Below are 16,335 nucleotides of genomic sequence, written 5' to 3'. Positions count from 1 at the left end.
GGCCCATTGCGTAACGCAGTCAGCCGAGTCCTGGAAGCTGCTGGCTGTGAGCCTCTATAGCAAAGCCTTAAGGGCTATCAGAGATCCTGAGGCTCAACCATTCATCTTTGGCTGCAGGGGTGAAGCCGTGGGCGATCATGATCTCGCGGTCCGCGAGATAGGTGGCACAAAGGACCTGGTAGCCCTCCCTCCCCAGCGCTTCCTTCATCTCGCGAGCCCGCTTCACCGCATCCCTTTGCTGTGCCAACTGTTCGATGACATCCCGTGGGATGAGAAGGCCCGTGGCCATGGTGAAGAGCGCGCGCACTCGCTGCCGCCCACTAGGCTGGGCCAAGATTGCCGAGCGCACCACTTCAGGGAGATCCAGCATGAAGTTCCTGGGCATCGGACCTTCTACAAGCCATCGAATCTGCGCTTTACCGGCAGCGGAGATGGACTTCTTCCCGTCTCTGTTCTGGCCATTGGTCAGTACTGCCGGGGTCATTCTCAACAGGCCGAGCCAGCAAAGCCCCTTCACATCGTCCGCGCGGACAAGCATGCAAAGCTGCCCAACCGCCTCCTGCGGGATCATCCAATCGTTCTTGACTGTGAATTTGGTATCAACCTCGTGGCCGGCAATTAGATTGTCCAATAAGACTCCTCGCTCCAGGGCCAAGGCTTTGCGGAGCAGGATCTCGACCTTTGTGCCGATGTAGGTCTTTTCTGTTTTCTCTAGCTGATCAATGCAAAATCGCCCCGTACGGGGCGCGTCAATCACTTCGTCGAACGCCGTTCGGAGCGCTTGCCCTACCTTGCTCAGCAGAGCAGGGTCGCGTGAGAGCGCAGCGGCAACCTGCTCTAGAGCGGGGTCATCCAGCTGCGGAACTTGTGGAAAAAGGCCATTCATTGAGCCCTTCTATCACAACACGGGCAATTTACGTAAGGTTATGCCGTGTCCGGCCCATAGTTAGCCGCTGCCCTATTCTCGTGATCCTGATGTGTCAGTTGGGCCGCAACAATCTGACTATGCGATCGATCTCTCGGGCTCGGTCCGCTTCCCGCTTGATCTTGCACTCCCAAACAGTAATCACCTTCCAGCCTGCGGCCCTTAAGCGGCGCGCTGACCTACGGTCGCGCCGGACATTCGCTTCCAGCTTGGGCGACCAGTAGCGCGCGTTAGTTCCCGGTCTCCTTCCGTTCAAGCAACTGTGCAGATGCCAAAAGCAGCCATGCACGAAGATGACGGTTCTGTACTTCGGTAGCACGATATCTGGTCGTCCAGGAAGCCCGCTTCCTCCCAGCACATACCGAAAACCTCGAGCATGCATAGCTTTGCGAAGCCACAGCTCAGGTTTGGTATCTGAGCTGCGAATCCTGGACATTCGTTCGCTTCGTGCTTCAGGGCTAAGAATGTCGGGCATCGTCCTGCCTCGGGTCCTCTGAGATAAAGCACACTCTCGCCTATTTCAGCTCTCGGTAGATAGCAAGTGAACGCTCCATTGGTCCCGCACTGCTTCCTACCACTGGCACTGCGATCGATGCCAACTGATTGATTCCTGGCAGGCTGACAGCTCAGACGGCATGGGAATGCTCAACTCACGGCCATCCAACTCGAAGTAGGTTGATTGCTGGAGAGCAGGCGCCACGGCGATCCGCAGAGAACCGGGGTTGATGGCTATCAGATACAAATCGAACAGAGTGTGCACATCGGCACGGAGCAAAAGACCGTTCCTGACATTGTTGCTCTTTAGGCCTGAGTAGGGCTGGATGTGGGCCGCCTCGAGCGCATCGACCACGTTGCATCCCGTCATAGCGCAGCGGCCGCCGTATGCGTCCAGCAGTGCCTTACGGAAGGCAGGCTGCCCGCGGCGCCGAACGATAGCTGCCAGCACACGCTGCCTCTCGTCCACCTCGTCTGCTGGAGCGAAACTGCCAGTTGCCTCCGCCGCTTTGGTCTCCTGCTCCAACAGTCCCCTTGTAGGACCAGATACCGACGTGAGCGTGTCACCAGAAAGCCCGAGGAGCTTGGCAAGTTTCGGCTCAACCTTTGCACCTACGTTCGATGCTGGAAGAAGCCCGGGTAGCCAGGGCTTGCCTGCCTGATCTAGAACATGGGAGATGTTCTGCATGCGGTACTCCCACGCCTTGGGCGTACGTCCGTGGCGGGTTGCCAGTTCCCGATAGACCCTTGCCTTCTCAAAGGCTGATCCATTAGCAAGACGGGCCTCCATTTGGCGATACGCCTCAACGGCAGCAGCCAATTCGTCGTCAGTCCACCTGCTCACAGCCTTCCCCTGTCCTCGACCGCGCGTGGCGCTCCTGGGGAAAGTATGCCGTAAACGATACAATGAGCCGCTAATGGCTTGAGGCGGAGGAGCGTAGTGTGTCAACGCAAACCGCAGCCTGTTCAGGCTCGTCGATGCGTCTCGCACGTGGAGTTCAGTTGCAGAGCCCTAGTTGGCCGGACGTAGTCGGTTACTCCAGCGCTGGCGTAGAGGTTGAACGCAAGGCGCCTCAGTGGCTTGGCTTATGAAGCCTAAGATGAACAGCTGTGATGAAGAGTTGTCCACCAGCAGAGCGGACTCACCTCGGCAAGTGAGCTCGAAGTACCTTGCTTCAAAGCGTCCGGCACCGAGGGTTGCATCTTCAGCCGCAAGGCTTAGGGCATCCTCGCGCATGACAGCAAACTCTGCAGCCGAGACCTTGGGGTAGGTCTTCAGCTCCAAATCGCCTTTGGGCAGGTGGAAGTGGGCGAGCGTTGAACCAATCAGCGCTGCCAAGCACAGTACTGCGTACGTCCGAGACTTCATTGGAAGTCCAGCAGATCAGAGGCGAACGGATAATGGGGTCGCGACGACAGCCCACAGCCTATTGCTTGAGGTTCAAGCCTTGAGCGCTACTCCCGCACCTGCAACCGCTCAGCCACCTGCGCAGTCAACGCCACACACGCCATCTTCAATCCTTCCATCACCCGATCCCCCAGGTACTCCTCGGGTGCACCGTTCTGCCGGGTCCGCTCCGCAGCCAACATCAGCTCCGCCACCACGCGCAGCCCTGCCAACGCGCAATCCGCATCCGCCAGCTGAAGACACCGCCCAGGCAGTTGATGCCGCTCCGGCCAAGGCTGGCCGTCCGCAGCTGCACCGGTTCCGATGCGGCGCAGCGTGGCGACGAAGGCGTTGGGATCGACGGACAGTTCGCGCTCGGGTTCGGCGTTGTCCGGATCGTACTGCGCGTGCAGGGAACGGAAGTCCGATGTGTTCATGGCAATGCTCCGTACAGGACAGATAGCAGCGCCACCTATAAAGGCGGCGGACGGTGCGTGTCTCGAAAACCGGTGAATACCCAAGCCGGCGGGCCCTAAGGCCCCCACGCACCGCCCGCCATGGAACGCGAACGGATTGCCAGCCGGCGCCATCCGAAGATGACGCCGACTGGCAAGCGCAAAGCACTGGGTATTCAGACGGGTTTTCGAGTCCCGCGCCACCCTTTTCCGGTGGCACGCCAAGAGATACCCGTACAGCTACCAAATGCCAAGAAACTGCGGAACCGGCGATTGCCAGTCCTGACGCTTTCGGCATTGTCGCACACGGTGTTAAGCCGGCAAGCGATTGCGCTGCAACGGTCTTGAAGGGCTTGGCGCTATTGGCCCCAAGCGCAGGAATGCCCGCAGCCAGGGTCATGGCGTAGGACCAATTACGACAGATTGGACCAGCAGTTCAGCCAGGCGGCGTCTCGGCAGAAGGCGTGAAGCTCAAACGCACCCGAACCCGCGCATGCCGCGCGACGCCCTCAACCACGACCGGTTCGAAGCGCCACTGGTCCACGGCGGTAAAGGCCGCACGATCAATCTCCCGCAGTCCACTGGACCGCACCACCATCACGTTGGAAACGTGGCCCAGCTCATCCAGTTGAGCAACCATCAACACCGCCATGGGAGACTGCAGTGACGTATCGGGCGGCGTGGCAGGGGCCGTTGAATACACAACGGCAGGCACCTGCTTCAGTTCGAAGGTGGGGTTGTCACCGCGCTCTACGAACACTTCAGTGGAAACCTGCGGGTCTGCCGCCATGGCCATGGCAGGTGTAGCGCCCAGCAGCATCAGAGCGAGGTTCAGAGCCAGGGCGGTGTTCAAACGGGGCATACGTGGTTTCCATTCCGGTGCGCTGCCAGCATAGCGGCCATCGCCTGGCATCGCTTGCCTTGGATGCAGGCTTGCCGGACGGCTGCGCGGTTCACACAGGCACGCCCGGCCGTAGCCACAGCGCATCGTCGCGCTCCAGGTCGTAGTCGCTGCCGAAGGCGAGCGCCGCCTCGCGTGGTGGCAGGTCTGCGTAGCAGGCCGACAGGTACTCATCCATGCCGGCATCGCTGTCAGAGTGCATGCACCATCCCGTGCCTCCTACCTCCAGAACGCGCCCGTGCAAGTTTCGTCAGCAGGAATCCCCATCCCGCCCCGGGGTTATGTGAAGTCGGTTAAGGTCCTGCCGCCCGGTGCGGTGTATAAACTGCCGACAAGTGAGTGCCCGAATGTGAGGAACGGATGCGACACCTACTGAGGCCATGGATGGTACTGCTGCCCCTGCTCATGAGCGGCTGTGGCGCCCAGGCACCCCAGATGTATGGCGATGGTTTCCCTGTCGCCAAGCCGATGGACCTGGTCCATGCAGGTGCGACGGTGGAGGCGCGTTTTGAATTGCCGCCGCCTTGGGAGAAAGATCCCAAACCTCGCACGTTCCTGATCGGATTTCGTACCGGTGGGCCTGCCATGCGCCCGGACATGAAACCGGGCGATGTCGACTTCCTTGAAGACGCCCGGATTCCCCTGAAGGTGCAGCTGTGGAAGCTTGAAGGCGACACCGAAACGCCCATCGCGCTACAGGTATTGAATCGCGAACTGCCTGCTGTCGGGCAGGGCAGCCGATATCAACCGGCCAAGGGCGATGTGTACGAATACAGGAGCGCCGTCGGCGCGGATTCGAACAGTCTGGTCAACGCAGGAAAGTACGACATGTCCCTGGCGTACAGGGAGTATGAGGTGGCCCGTGCTGATTCCGGGGATCTGACGGCCGGGAAGTACCGGCTGAAGGTGACCAACCTTCAGGGAAACCCAGAAGTTGCACATCTCAACATTGAGCTTCTCGTCGCCAACTACAACGTGAAATAGGACTATGGACAGTCAATCGAATAGTGCAGCCGCACCCCAGGAAGGCAAGAAGGGGCCTTACACCGTCACGGTCTACCTCGCTGCCCCGGGGACACCTGTTGCAGGCAAGGATGGCACGACCCACTCATCTTCGGCGGGCCACGCCTACTTCATGGTTGCCGATGGTGACAAGAAAGACGGATATGGGTTCTCACCGATAAAAACGGGGATCACCGGGCCTGGGCACGTGGTCAAGGGGGAATTCGAGACCTACCAGAACCCTCGGTTTTCCCACACGCTCGAGATCACCAAGGATCAATATGACAAGTTGAAGGCGTACGGCGAGGCGAGCGTCAATCGCGATCAGGACCGTTTCAATCTCAACTACAACGGTTTGTCGAACAGCTGTGTCGATTACGTGTGGACAGGCCTTGGTCAGGCCGGTCTGCGGCCCAAGCTCGAGAAGCCCGATCCCAGCTTCGAGGGGACGATGAAGGTGCTTCCGAACATCGAAGCGCTGAAGAGCATTCCCAAGCCGTTCCCCGATAGCAAGCTCAATTCGACGCACGAGAATCCCCTCCCCAAGAAGCAAACCACGTTGCAGAAGCTGTTGACTGAGGTAGAGGGCGAACTGCCGCCGCACGAGCGGGTAGCCGCACTGTCTCCGGAATCGCAGCAGCTGTTCGATCGCATGCGATCGGACCTGCCTGAGAAGGTGAGCGACGCGCAGGTGATGTCAGCGATGGTTGCTGCGCGGGAGAACGGCATCCACCAGCCGCAACAGCTGCGCGATGTGGTGCTGCAGGAAGAGAAGATCTTCGTGATGGGCACGACGCCTGGCTTCAGGGCCATGGTGGATCTGAACCAGCCTCAGCAAAGCCTTGAGGAGGGGCTGGCCCGCAGTCAGCAGATCGACACGCGAGTGACTGAGCAGACCCGTCATGAAACGCAGCAGCGCGAGGCGGCAACGCAGACGTCTGGCGGCATGCAGATGGTCTAGTGCCGCCACCCGCGAGCTTTCGGGGCGCTGGTACTGCACGCTGGCTCACATATTCAGCAAGTCGCGATCGGCGTCCTCTATTCCTCCACCTGCCCCCCATCCCACCTATGCCATCATCCGCCCAGGACCGCAGTACCCAACAAGGCTGAGCAGGCATGGAGCAGGCAACACGCTACACCGCAACCCTTTATCTGGCCGCGCCCGGCACCCCGCTGAAAAGTGGGGGCATCTCGCCGCGCGGCCATATGTACCTGCAGGTGGCGGCAGACGACGAGGCCCACAGCTACGGCTTCGCACCACCGCGCCAGGCGCCGGGCGAAGCCGGCACCGGCGTGCAGTACGCACAGGTGCGCCACGACGATGCCGACGCGCATCTGGACCCGTACTACAGCCGCACCCTGGAAATCACTGAAGAGCACTACGGCTGCCTGCGTGACTTCGCCGAGGAACCGGCCGAGTTCGAATTCGATGTCGATCGCCCGGCCACCATCAATCGCTGCAGCGATTTCGTCTGGGCGGCGTTGCACTACGCCGGCCTGCATCCGCTACCGGCACCTCTGGACGGCGGCAGCAACCTGGGCGAGTTCGCGGTGCTGTTCAACCTGCCGGAAATCCAGTGCATTGCCGTGCCGTTCCCGGGCAGTGATCTGAATGCCGAGACCCATCACGCGATGCCCGAGCGCGAGGCCGAGCATCATCGCCAGGGTGACCGTGCCAGCGATGAGCCGCCGCCGACGCCGATTGAAGTGGCCGGCACGCTGCTGGACCCTTCACACCCCGACCATCGCCTGTTCTCGCAGCTGATCCAGAAAGTCGCCGAACTGGACGCCGCGCACGGCCGCCCGTTCGATGCCGCCAGCCAGCGCATCAGCGCCAGCCTGCTGGTGCTGGCCAAGCAGAACAATCTCTCGCGCGTGGACCACGTGCTGCTCAGCCGTCCAACCGAAAGCAGCCATGCGGCCGAAAGCATTTTCATCGTGCAGGGCGACCGCAACGACCCGGGGCACCGCCGCGCCAGCATCGCCACCGAGGTGGCGGCCAAGACCGATGTGGCCGATTCGCTGCGGTTGAAGGAGCAGTAATCCGCGCGTCTGCCATACGCGCGCAGACGCACGCCACGCCCCCCACCTGCTACCATTCCCCGGCAACCCCAGCCAGCCCACCCCGCGCAGACAGATGCAGGTCGGGCCGTCGCAGTACGGCCCAGCGAGCCAGGACACCTTCCCGTGCCCATTCAAGGACGCTCGCATGTTCCGTAATCCTCTCTTCCGCTCGGCCGCGCTGGCCGTTGCCGTTTCGCTCAGCCTTGGCGCGCCGTCGGCGTTCGCCGACAACGCCCCCGCCGCCAGCACCGCTACCGCCGTACAGCGCCAGGCCGTGGCCAAGGGCCTGTACGAGCTGGCCTACAGCCCGAAACAGAATGCCGTGTTCGTCGCTTCGTCCGGTGGCTTCGACGATGACGCCGGCCCGGCCCAGGTGCTGCGCCTGAACCCGGCCACGCTGGCCGTGGAAACCCGCATTCCGCTGGAGCGCAAAGCCTTCGGCGTGGTGCTGGATGACGCCCACAACCGCCTGTACGTGGGCAACACCGTGGACCTGTCGGTGACCGTGGTCGATACCGCGCAGAACAAGTCTGTCGGCACCATCCAGCTGATGGAGAAGAAGACCGGCAAGGACGGCAAGGCCGCCTACACCCACGACCTGCGCGAGCTGGTGGTCGACAGCGCGGCCAACCGCCTGTACGTGACCGGCCACAGCAGCCAGCCGGACGTGAGCAGCGTACTGTTCGTGATCGATACCAACACGCTGAAGGTGATCAACACCATCGACGGCCTGGGCAATGCCAAGGCACCGGGCCTGGCGCTGGATGCGGCCAACAAGCGCGTCTACACCAGCAACCTGCTGGCCGACCTGGTGGTGGTGGGCACCGATTCGAACAAGGTGGTGGCGCAGCACAAGATTGCCGCCGAGCAGCCGATGAACATCGCGCTGGACCCGGCCGGCAAGCGCCTGTTCGTGACCGACCAGGGCTCGGAATTCCTGCGTGGCTACCAGGCCAAGAGCAGCGGCCTGGTCAGCAAGCATCCGGGCCAGCGCGTGCTGGTGCTCGACCGCAGCACGGGCAAGGAACTGGCCAGCATCCCGACCGATGCCGGCCCGCTGGGCATCCTGCTGGATGCACCGCGCAAGCGCCTGTACGTGACCAACCGCGAGGCGGGCACGGTGACGGCGTACAACAGTGACAGCTACCAGAAGGTGGCCACCTACAAGGTGCCGACCCACCCGAACAGCCTGGCGCTGGATGCGAAGAACAACGTGCTGTTCGTGAGCATCAAGAACGGCGAGAAGGATGACAAGGGCGCTGATGAGAGCGTGGCGCGCATCCAGCTCTGATGCGATGACGCCGGGCTACGCCCGGTGGTTCTCCGCGTGAAGAAGGCAGGGTGCAGACCCTGCCTTTTTGTTTGCCCGGTTGCAGTGCAAGAGGCTGCCCGCTAGGGTTGAAGCCCATGGCAGGGAGCCAAAGGATCTGAATAATGCTGGGTATCCACCGCTGGCTGCGTGCCGGCCTGATCTTCACGCTGGCGGGCGCACTCGGCGCCTGCAGCAGCCGCATACCGGATGCGCCGGAGCCGCTGGATCTGGTCAAGCCGATCAACGTGGCCGAGCCCGGCCAGGCGGTGCGGTTCGAGTTCGAGACGAATGCCCGCAACTTCTATCCGGGTCGACCCTATGTGCTGGATCTTGAGGTGCAGCGCCATGGGCCCGAGCCTGACAGTGAGCCTGACATGGACAATGTTCATGTTCCCTTCCAGTTGTCCCTGCAGCGCTGGGTCGCAGGTGCCTGGCAGGACGTTGCAACGTCTGATGTCTATCAGGCAAGGGCGCGCAATCTGGGTGGGCCGCTCCCCGAATGGCATGAGTCGGCAGACTGGCGCTACGCGCAGCAGGTATCGATGGACGCCAGCCGATACAGGTTGAGCATCGTCACGCTGCCGATGGAAACGGGTGCCCGCTACCGCCTGGATGTGCGCACGGTGCAGCCCACCGCTGCGCTCCAGCACTACCCGGCACAGCTGCGGGTTCATGCCGACCCACTCTCTGGAAAATAAACGCCATCCCACTGCTGGAAGGAACTGAAGGATTTTTCTTATGGATAAGCCGCGCTACACCGTAGAAATCGTCATTGCCGCACCTGGTACGCCGCTGGTGGACGAGAGAGGTGTACAGAAAGTTGTGGACGGGGTTCCGCAGACATCCGGGCCCGGGCACATGTTCTACGTGCTCCATGGGCCGGACAAGACCACGCGGAGTTTCGGCTTCGCGCCTTCCGAGCATGGAAGCATGAACGGGCCGGGCGAGGTCATGAAGACCGATGCGGCCGAGTACCAGAACCCGCATTACAGCCGCACGCTCGAGATCAGTGAACAGCAGTACAAAAAACTTGAGGCCTTCGGCGCACACCCGGACAAGTACGGCTTCGATCTGCAATACAAGGACGTGCGCCACAACTGCGTGGACTTCACCTGGGAGGCGCTGAACCACGCCGGCATCGAGCGGAAGAGAAGTATCGACGTGAACGGGCTGATCGGCCCTGCCGCGCAGCTTCTTCCGGATGTGCGCATTCCTCTGGACATGAAGGGCGGAGGCAAGGACGCTTATCGTCCGCTGCGTAACATTCACGGCGTCGACAGCATCGATCCGCCGTTCCCCAACAGCGAGCTCAACCGTACGAAAACCAACCCGATGCCCGAGCGCACGTGGAAGCAGCACCTGTTGAGCGAGAACGACGACATGGGTGAGCGCAGTGGTGAGCGGTTGGCCAACGACGCACGTGTGCCGGGTGACGCGTTGCATCCGCTGGATCAGCGCGTGCGTGCGGCGCTCGGTGAGGCTGCCGATCGGCAGGGGCTGCCGCCGGGGCAGCAGCCCGAACTGCTGGCGGGCCACTTGACGCGCTTGGCGGTGCAGGGTGGCTACACCGAACGCGATACCTTGCAGGTGGCCTTCAGCAATGGCGGTGCGGCGGATTCGCCGGGCTACGTCTTTCTGCAGCGCACGGGCGACACCGCGTCACCGGATCCGGCAGCGAACCGCCAGCGTCTTTCTCTGGCCGAGACCCAGCAGGGCACGGTTGAAGAGGTGTACCAACACGCCAGCGTGCAGCATCAGGGCCGCGAGTCCAGTCGCGTCGCGCAGGAAGATCAGCTGCAGCAGCAGACGCAGCACGCTCAACCACGAATGGGCTGATACCGGTCCTTCCACAGGCGTCGATGGCATCGACGCCTGGCGGCATTCATCCCAATCGATGCACGGGATTCTGCTGCTGATCCTGCGTCTGCGCATCCTGCGCCTGCTGCTCGGCCTGTACCGGCTGCTGCACACCCACCCCAAGCTTCTGCATGGACTGCTCCACCGGCGTCTGTACCGCCACAGCGGTCGGCATCATCGCGCGCAGGTGCGCCGGATTGGCCGGGTCGCCCTGCACCACGAAGACGTTGTGTCCGGCCGGGTGCTGGGCCGTCGCATTGCTGACCAGCACATGGTCGACCTGCTGCAGGCCCTGCTCGCGGGCGAGCACGGTCAGGCTGGCGGTCAGGCGTTCACTGGTCTGGTCGAACGGACGGCCATGCTGGGCGTCAAGCGCGGCCACGCCCTGGCGGATCTGCTGGTTGAGGCCGTACTCGGGATGGTTGGGGGTGATCTCTGCCATGGCGATCGAGCGTTAGTGGGGGGGGCGTGGTGGACCCGGTCAGTATAGATCCGGTCCGTGAAGCGCGCCCGATGGGTCAATCCGCCGGCCGATGGTCGTAGCTGATCACGCGCTCGGCCAGCCAGCGCCCGTCCACACGGCGCCAGACCTGGATGAAACGTGCCTGGCCGGTCCAACGCTCCACACCCTTCGCGTCACGTTCGTAGAAGCGGTGGTCGCCCATCTCCAGGGCTCGACCTTCGTATAGCGGGAAGACCTGCAGTGAAGGCTCCACCAGCTCGCGGCGCAGGTGCCAGCCGCCCTTGCGCGCATTGCTGCACATGTTGGCCACGCTGCGGCGGAAATCCTCGCGGTTGCTGGCCGACTTGCCGTCCTTGTCATGGAAGAACTCCATGTCTTCGGTGGTCATCGCGGCGGCCTTGTCGGCATCGCAGGCCTCAAAGGCCACCGAGAACAACTGGGTATCGGCCTGGCGGATCTGTTCGCGCAGGTCATCGGAGGCGGTGGGTGTGACGGCAAGGCCAGCGGCCAGCAGGGGCAGGGTGAGCAGCAACATGACAAGACTCCCGGGGATGGTCTGCGCAGGCTGGCATGCCGGCACGCGCGGCGGCACGGCCCTGCGACGAAGCCGGAAAAGCACGGTGTGAATGGCGGGAATTCCGGTGCGGCACCGCGCGGTGGCGTGTGCAGGCGATGTCACGAGCGGGCGCGATTCCCTCACGGCTGCCACAGGGCGCGGCCGCTAGCCTGAGATCCTCCCCTTCCACAGGAGCTCCCATGCCTGCTTCCCGCATTCGCCTGCACGTTGAAGACACGGGGGGCGACGGCCGCCCGGTGATCCTGATCCACGGGTGGCCGTTGTCCGCCGATGCCTGGAAACGGCAGGTGCCGATCCTGCGTGATGCCCGGCACCGGGTGATCAGCTACGACCGGCGCGGCTTCGGCCGCTCGGAAAAGCCGGCCGAGGGCTATGACTACGACACGCTGGCTGCCGACCTGGCCGGACTGATCGAGGAGCGTGACCTGCGCGATGTCACCTTGGTCGGATTCTCGATGGGCGGCGGCGAGGTGGCGCGTTACGTGGCCAATCATGGTCAGGATCGCCTACACAGCGTGGTGTTCGCCGCCGCGGTGCCGCCTTTCCTGTTGCGCAGCGACAACAACCCGGATGGCCCGCTGACCCAGGACAAGGCCGACGAAATGCGGAGCGGACTGGAGAAGGATCGCGAAGCGTTCTTCGACGGCTTCACCCGTGACTTCTTCAGCGCCAACGGCCAGCTGATGGTGACCGAAGACGAACGCCAGGCGGCGATCGCGCTGTGCCATCAATCAGACCAGGCGGCGGCGCTGGGCTGCATGCATGCGTTCGCGACCACCGATTTCCGGGAGGACCTGAAGAAGATCACCGTGCCGACGCTGATCCTGCACGGCGACAGCGATGCCATCGTGCCGTTCGAAGGTTCGGGCCGGCGTACCCACGAGGCGATTGCGGGCAGCGAAGTGGTGATGCTGGAAGGCGCGCCGCACGGCTGCAACACCAGCCACGCCGATCACTTCAATCTGGCGTTGCTGAACTTCCTTCGCTGAGTGACGGAATTCACATTATCTGTGTGATTAAGTGGTCGTTTTCAATTCTGTTTGGCTGGAGTTAATGAAGTTGCACGCGGCACGGTCGATACCGCTGGTGGCATTCCAACGAGATCGAAATGGCAACGGAACTGGCTTTCAGTACGGAATTCAACGACACCATCAACGCCGAACGCGCCTACGAGCTGTACTGGGCGGACGTGATCACCGACAAGCGTGCGTTTCTGTGCCCCGAGCATGAGAACGGCTGCCCGGCGAAGTACACCTGCGCGAACATGGATACCGAACAGCTTCAGTTGAAGCAGGTACCGCATTTCCGCAACCAGCATGACAGCGAGCCGCACATGGACGGCTGCGACCATGTCCCTCAGCTGGAGGTCCGGGGAGGCAGTGGAGACAGCCGTCCCAGCGACGTGGGGCAGCCGGCCCCCGACCGGTTCCTGCTGGCGCGCCCTGCGGGACATTTCGATGTTCGTCAGGGAACAACGACCGGGGCCGGCCCCGGTGCGGGTGGCCGAAGCAGCAGCGGTGAATCGGGTGGCACGCGCAGCCGCCGCACCCAGTTCTACTCGCTCGCCGCGCTGGTGTCGCGCTGGCTCAAGGCCAGGCGTGACGACGTGGATGACACGATGATTGTCAGCGCGGGTACGCAGGAACCCATGAGCTATCGGGAACTGTTCGAGAACTTCTTCAAGAAGCGCCCTCATCTTTCCGGGAGCACGCGCGTGTACTGGAGCACGGCACGGATCCGGAAGACCGACGATGGGTTCAGGATCACTTTCTGTGAACCGGTCGTGTCCCTTGCCGGTGAAACGCTTGCGGAACCTTTGCGCCCCACGGCGATGATCTGGAACAGTGTACTGGCGGCGTCGGAGATGAAATCCCTGCACGCCAGGCGTCTTCTGCGCTTTGCGGAAAGCAAGGCACGCTGCGTCGTGTTCCTCTATGGGGTGCCCGCGCTGCAGGAAAAGCAGTCAGGGACCTATCTGAATTTCGATGTGAAAAGCTTGGACCTCGTCGATGTGCAGGATACCGATATCTTCGAGAGGCTCCGGCGCCCACAGGAGTGAGTGGCTGCCATCCGCCTGCGATAGCGGCGAGGCGGGTGCAGGCGCTGAGCGCATGCATCCGCCGAACGCGGGGTGACGTTGGTAGGCGGGCGTCGATGTCGCATCCGCCAGCCGACAAGCCCGGAACGCTTGGTTAGGATGGATCTTTGCTGTCACGGATGAACCGATGAGTGCTGCTGCCAAACGATTCCGCCGCATCTGCGGGCAGGGGCCGATCCTGCTGATGCTGCAGGTCGTTGCCCTGCTGTCGATGGCATTGGGTGCAGGATTCTTCCATTACCGTGTGGACCTTCTGCTGGAGCCGGTCACTGCCGCGTGCGGTGGGCCGGATGCGCAGGCGCGGCTGCAGGTGGCCGAGCAGGTGATGGCACGTGCCGGTGCACTGGATGACTGGCAGCCGCTGAGCTGGGTTCCGATGGCGGGCATGGTGCTGGCCCTGCTGGGGGCGCTGGCGGTGTGCGGCAGTCGCGCGCTGTGGCTGCGCGACCGGTTGCGCACGGCGAACGGGATGTTGCTGGTGCTGCATGGCGGCGTGCTGGCGCTGGCTGGGTGGACGCTGCATCTGTACGAGAACGCATGGAGCAGCGTGGCGCGGCTGTCGCCCACGGTGTGCCTGGTGGACCTGGTCGCCGATGGCGCGACACCGCTGGCGCAGGCGCAGCATGTGGTGTTCCACATCCTGACGCGCGAGAACGCGACGCTGCTGCGCAATCCGGATGATCTGGCGTTGGTGTTGGCGGCGCTGCTGCTGGCGACGATGGTCGGCGGCATCGTGTTGTGGCGGGCGATCGCGCGGGCTCGGACGGCGCCAATCGCAGGGGGCTGACCGGCATCCGGAGTCAACCGGTTTCATCACCCGCGGGATCTGCACTCGGCGGCGCGTGCCAATCGCGTTACAGTCGGTGCTTCGCTCTCTCAAGGAAGGCTCGATGCGTCTGTTGCTGCGTGCGTTGCCGTTGTTGCTGATGTCGCTGGCGGTGCACGCCGCCGAGGTCGATCGTCGCATTGCGGTGACCATCGACGATCTGCCATGGGCACGGCTGGACGAGATCGTGCCGTCGGACCTGCAGGCGCGGCATGCGGCGTTGATGGCCCAGCTGCATCAGGCAGGCGTGCCGGTGGTCGGCTTCGTCAACGAGAACAAGCTTGAGGTGAACGGGCAGGTGCAGCCGGTGCGGGTGCAGATGCTGCGCGACTGGCTCGATGCAGGCTATGTGCTGGGCAACCACACGTATTCGCACATGGATCTGAATGCGAAGGGCGTGCCCGCGTTCCAGCAGGATTTCCTGCGCGGCGAGACAGTGCTGCGGCCGCTGCTGGCCGAGAACGAGCAGACGCCGCAGTGGATGCGCCACCCCTACCTGCGTGCCGGGCGCACCGCGGATGAGCGCGTGCAGATGGATGCGTTCTTCAAGCAGCATGGCTACCGCGTGGCGCCGGTAACGGTGGACAACGGTGAGTGGGTGTGGGCGTTCGCCTATGCCAACGTGATGAACGAACAGGCGGATTCACCGGCGCGCGAGGCAACGCTGGCGCAGCTGCGAAAAGGCTACGTGCCGTACATGCTTAACAAGCTGGACTACTACGAGAAGCAGTCGCAGGCGCTGCTGGGCTATGCGCTGCCGCAGGTGTGGCTGATGCACGCCAACGAACTCAATGCGGCCACGTTCGCCGAGCTGGTGGCGGCGACGAAGCGCCGTGGCTATCGCTTCGTGTCGCTGGACGAGGCGATGCGTGACCCGGCCTATGCGCGCGGTGCGGAAGGCTACAACGGCCGCTACGGCCCGAGCTGGCTGCACCGCTGGGCGATGGCGGAGAAGAAGCCGAAGGACTTCTACGCGGGCGAGCCGGTGGTGCCGAAGTGGGTGATGACGTTGGCGAAGGTGGATTCGGAGTGAGGCTCAGCGCTTCACGGCCAGCACGCCATCGAGCGCCAGCTCAGCCTTGAAACCTGCTTTCTCCAGGCGCTTGGCCACTTCGCGCGGCACGTCGCGGCCGCTGGTCAGCTTGTTCGGCGCACCGGTGTAGTGGAACAGGCGGCCGCCCTTGCGGATGACGCGGGCGAGGTGGTCGTAGAACACCTGTGAGTACAGCTCGCCGGCGATGCCGAAGCGCGGCGGATCGTGCAGGATCGCATCGACGCTGTTGCTGGCCACCTGTTCGATCTGCTGCGAGACATCGCCATGACTGAACTGCAGGCGGCCGCCGGCGGCGGTCGAATCCGGATCCGGCGACCACGGGTTGAGGGTGCGCAGCCACATCACGTCGGCGTTCTTCTCGAACGAACGGATCTGGCCGACGCCAGCCTCGAGCGCGCAGGCGGCGAAATAGCCCAGACCGCCGCAGGTATCGAGGATGACCTTGCCGGCCGGCGCGACCAGCTCGACCTTGCGGCGCGCATCCTCGAACGGCGACAGCTTCGAGGTGGGCAGCATCTTGATGCCGTCGATCTCGAAGGTCGGTGCGCCCCATTCGGTCGGCACCAGCTTGATCAGCGAACCGCTGTAGCGCGAGATCGGCGCGAACTCCTCGCCGTCCCAGTAGTACAGCGTGCGGTCCTTCAGCTTGCCCGGCCACGGGTAGTGCTGGTCGCGGAAGCCGAAGCCTTCGGCATCCAGGGTGACCGCGTCCTGGTTGCGGCCGAGGTCGAGCGAGCCCTGCCAGTTGGCGGCTCCCTTGTCGTGGGCACGGCGCAGGGTGTCAGCGCTGTCGCGGGTCAGCAAGGGGCCGGAGTAGTGGGGCACGGCGGGTACCGGGGCGGTTCGGGGGAGGGCATGGTACCGCAGGGTCTTGGCCAGGATCCTGAGATTCCTTAGTGGAGGCCCAACCAGAAGAGGG

Annotated in this window: 20 protein-coding genes; 10 read left to right on the top strand and 10 right to left on the bottom strand. The window is 63.2% G+C overall.

The genetic code is table 11. The features are described from left to right. Nucleotides 1-67: 67 nt before the first annotated feature. From ABH900_RS15950 to ABH900_RS15920, 7 genes are all read right to left on the bottom strand, one after another. Nucleotides 68-886: a NaeI family type II restriction endonuclease gene (locus ABH900_RS15950; RefSeq protein ID WP_429624116.1), complete on the bottom strand. Its 819-nt coding sequence runs from the start codon at nucleotides 884-886 to the stop codon at nucleotides 68-70. A gap of 94 nt (nucleotides 887-980) precedes the next feature. Next, complete coding sequence (locus ABH900_RS15945) at nucleotides 981-1,400, bottom strand: very short patch repair endonuclease (protein ID WP_429624115.1); 420 nt, start codon at nucleotides 1,398-1,400, stop codon at nucleotides 981-983. Between the two features lie 96 nt (nucleotides 1,401-1,496). Then, a complete protein-coding gene (locus ABH900_RS15940; RefSeq protein ID WP_429624114.1) occupies nucleotides 1,497-2,108 on the bottom strand; it encodes an HNH endonuclease in 612 nt (203 codons plus the stop codon). Between the two features lie 324 nt (nucleotides 2,109-2,432). Beyond that, complete coding sequence (locus ABH900_RS15935; RefSeq protein ID WP_429624113.1) at nucleotides 2,433-2,759, bottom strand: hypothetical protein; 327 nt, start codon at nucleotides 2,757-2,759, stop codon at nucleotides 2,433-2,435. 116 nt (nucleotides 2,760-2,875) lie between these two features. After that, nucleotides 2,876-3,244 (bottom strand): hypothetical protein, encoded by a 369-nt coding sequence (locus tag ABH900_RS15930; RefSeq protein WP_429624112.1) that lies wholly within the window; start codon nucleotides 3,242-3,244, stop codon nucleotides 2,876-2,878. Nucleotides 3,245-3,698: 454 nt separating this feature from the next. Beyond that, nucleotides 3,699-4,124, bottom strand: coding sequence for a TonB family protein (locus ABH900_RS15925; RefSeq protein ID WP_429624111.1), 426 nt, complete (start codon nucleotides 4,122-4,124; stop codon nucleotides 3,699-3,701). Nucleotides 4,125-4,215: 91 nt separating this feature from the next. Then, entirely contained in the window at nucleotides 4,216-4,365 is a 150-nt protein-coding gene (locus ABH900_RS15920) for a hypothetical protein (RefSeq protein WP_429624135.1), read from the bottom strand. 182 nt (nucleotides 4,366-4,547) lie between these two features. Between ABH900_RS15920 and ABH900_RS15915 the strand changes: the two genes are divergently transcribed. The 6 genes from ABH900_RS15915 to ABH900_RS15890 all read left to right on the top strand — a co-directional run bounded on the left by ABH900_RS15915 (nucleotide 4,548) and on the right by ABH900_RS15890 (nucleotide 10,377). After that, entirely contained in the window at nucleotides 4,548-5,147 is a 600-nt protein-coding gene (locus ABH900_RS15915; RefSeq protein ID WP_429624110.1) for a hypothetical protein, read from the top strand. Nucleotides 5,148-5,151: 4 nt separating this feature from the next. Beyond that, complete coding sequence (locus tag ABH900_RS15910) at nucleotides 5,152-6,126, top strand: lytic enzyme (RefSeq protein ID WP_429624109.1); 975 nt, start codon at nucleotides 5,152-5,154, stop codon at nucleotides 6,124-6,126. Nucleotides 6,127-6,281: 155 nt separating this feature from the next. Continuing rightward, complete coding sequence (locus ABH900_RS15905; RefSeq protein ID WP_429624108.1) at nucleotides 6,282-7,208, top strand: XVIPCD domain-containing protein; 927 nt, start codon at nucleotides 6,282-6,284, stop codon at nucleotides 7,206-7,208. A 166-nt stretch (nucleotides 7,209-7,374) separates the two neighbouring features. After that, nucleotides 7,375-8,520 (top strand): YncE family protein, encoded by a 1,146-nt coding sequence (locus tag ABH900_RS15900; RefSeq protein WP_429624107.1) that lies wholly within the window; start codon nucleotides 7,375-7,377, stop codon nucleotides 8,518-8,520. Nucleotides 8,521-8,663: 143 nt separating this feature from the next. Next, a complete protein-coding gene (locus ABH900_RS15895) occupies nucleotides 8,664-9,239 on the top strand; it encodes a hypothetical protein (protein ID WP_429624106.1) in 576 nt (191 codons plus the stop codon). Between the two features lie 40 nt (nucleotides 9,240-9,279). Next, nucleotides 9,280-10,377 (top strand): hypothetical protein, encoded by a 1,098-nt coding sequence (locus ABH900_RS15890; RefSeq protein WP_429624105.1) that lies wholly within the window; start codon nucleotides 9,280-9,282, stop codon nucleotides 10,375-10,377. Between the two features lie 46 nt (nucleotides 10,378-10,423). On the opposite strand, the gene ABH900_RS15885 is transcribed toward ABH900_RS15890, so the two are convergent. Beyond that, nucleotides 10,424-10,840 (bottom strand): XVIPCD domain-containing protein, encoded by a 417-nt coding sequence (locus tag ABH900_RS15885; RefSeq protein ID WP_429624104.1) that lies wholly within the window; start codon nucleotides 10,838-10,840, stop codon nucleotides 10,424-10,426. A gap of 76 nt (nucleotides 10,841-10,916) precedes the next feature. Next, complete coding sequence (locus tag ABH900_RS15880; RefSeq protein ID WP_429624103.1) at nucleotides 10,917-11,396, bottom strand: nuclear transport factor 2 family protein; 480 nt, start codon at nucleotides 11,394-11,396, stop codon at nucleotides 10,917-10,919. 221 nt (nucleotides 11,397-11,617) lie between these two features. On the opposite strand from ABH900_RS15880, the gene ABH900_RS15875 reads away from it, so the two are divergent. The 4 genes from ABH900_RS15875 (at nucleotide 11,618) to ABH900_RS15860 (ending at nucleotide 15,395) form a co-directional block, all read left to right on the top strand. Continuing rightward, nucleotides 11,618-12,427, top strand: coding sequence for an alpha/beta fold hydrolase (locus ABH900_RS15875; RefSeq protein WP_429624102.1), 810 nt, complete (start codon nucleotides 11,618-11,620; stop codon nucleotides 12,425-12,427). A 119-nt stretch (nucleotides 12,428-12,546) separates the two neighbouring features. Then, nucleotides 12,547-13,497, top strand: a complete 951-nt coding sequence (locus ABH900_RS15870; protein ID WP_429624101.1) for a hypothetical protein — start codon at nucleotides 12,547-12,549, stop codon at nucleotides 13,495-13,497. Between the two features lie 166 nt (nucleotides 13,498-13,663). Next, nucleotides 13,664-14,323 (top strand): hypothetical protein, encoded by a 660-nt coding sequence (locus tag ABH900_RS15865; protein ID WP_429624100.1) that lies wholly within the window; start codon nucleotides 13,664-13,666, stop codon nucleotides 14,321-14,323. A gap of 103 nt (nucleotides 14,324-14,426) precedes the next feature. Then, complete coding sequence (locus ABH900_RS15860) at nucleotides 14,427-15,395, top strand: polysaccharide deacetylase family protein (RefSeq protein WP_429624099.1); 969 nt, start codon at nucleotides 14,427-14,429, stop codon at nucleotides 15,393-15,395. A 3-nt stretch (nucleotides 15,396-15,398) separates the two neighbouring features. On the opposite strand, the gene ABH900_RS15855 is transcribed toward ABH900_RS15860, so the two are convergent. After that, entirely contained in the window at nucleotides 15,399-16,241 is an 843-nt protein-coding gene (locus ABH900_RS15855; RefSeq protein WP_429624098.1) for a class I SAM-dependent methyltransferase, read from the bottom strand. Nucleotides 16,242-16,335 lie beyond the last annotated feature (94 nt).

This window comes from Stenotrophomonas sp. AN71 (assembly GCF_050435725.1).
Taxonomy (GTDB): Bacteria; Pseudomonadota; Gammaproteobacteria; order Xanthomonadales; family Xanthomonadaceae; genus Stenotrophomonas.
Note: the sequence above shows the minus strand (reverse complement) of the source record. Positions and strands in the feature narration are given on the sequence as shown.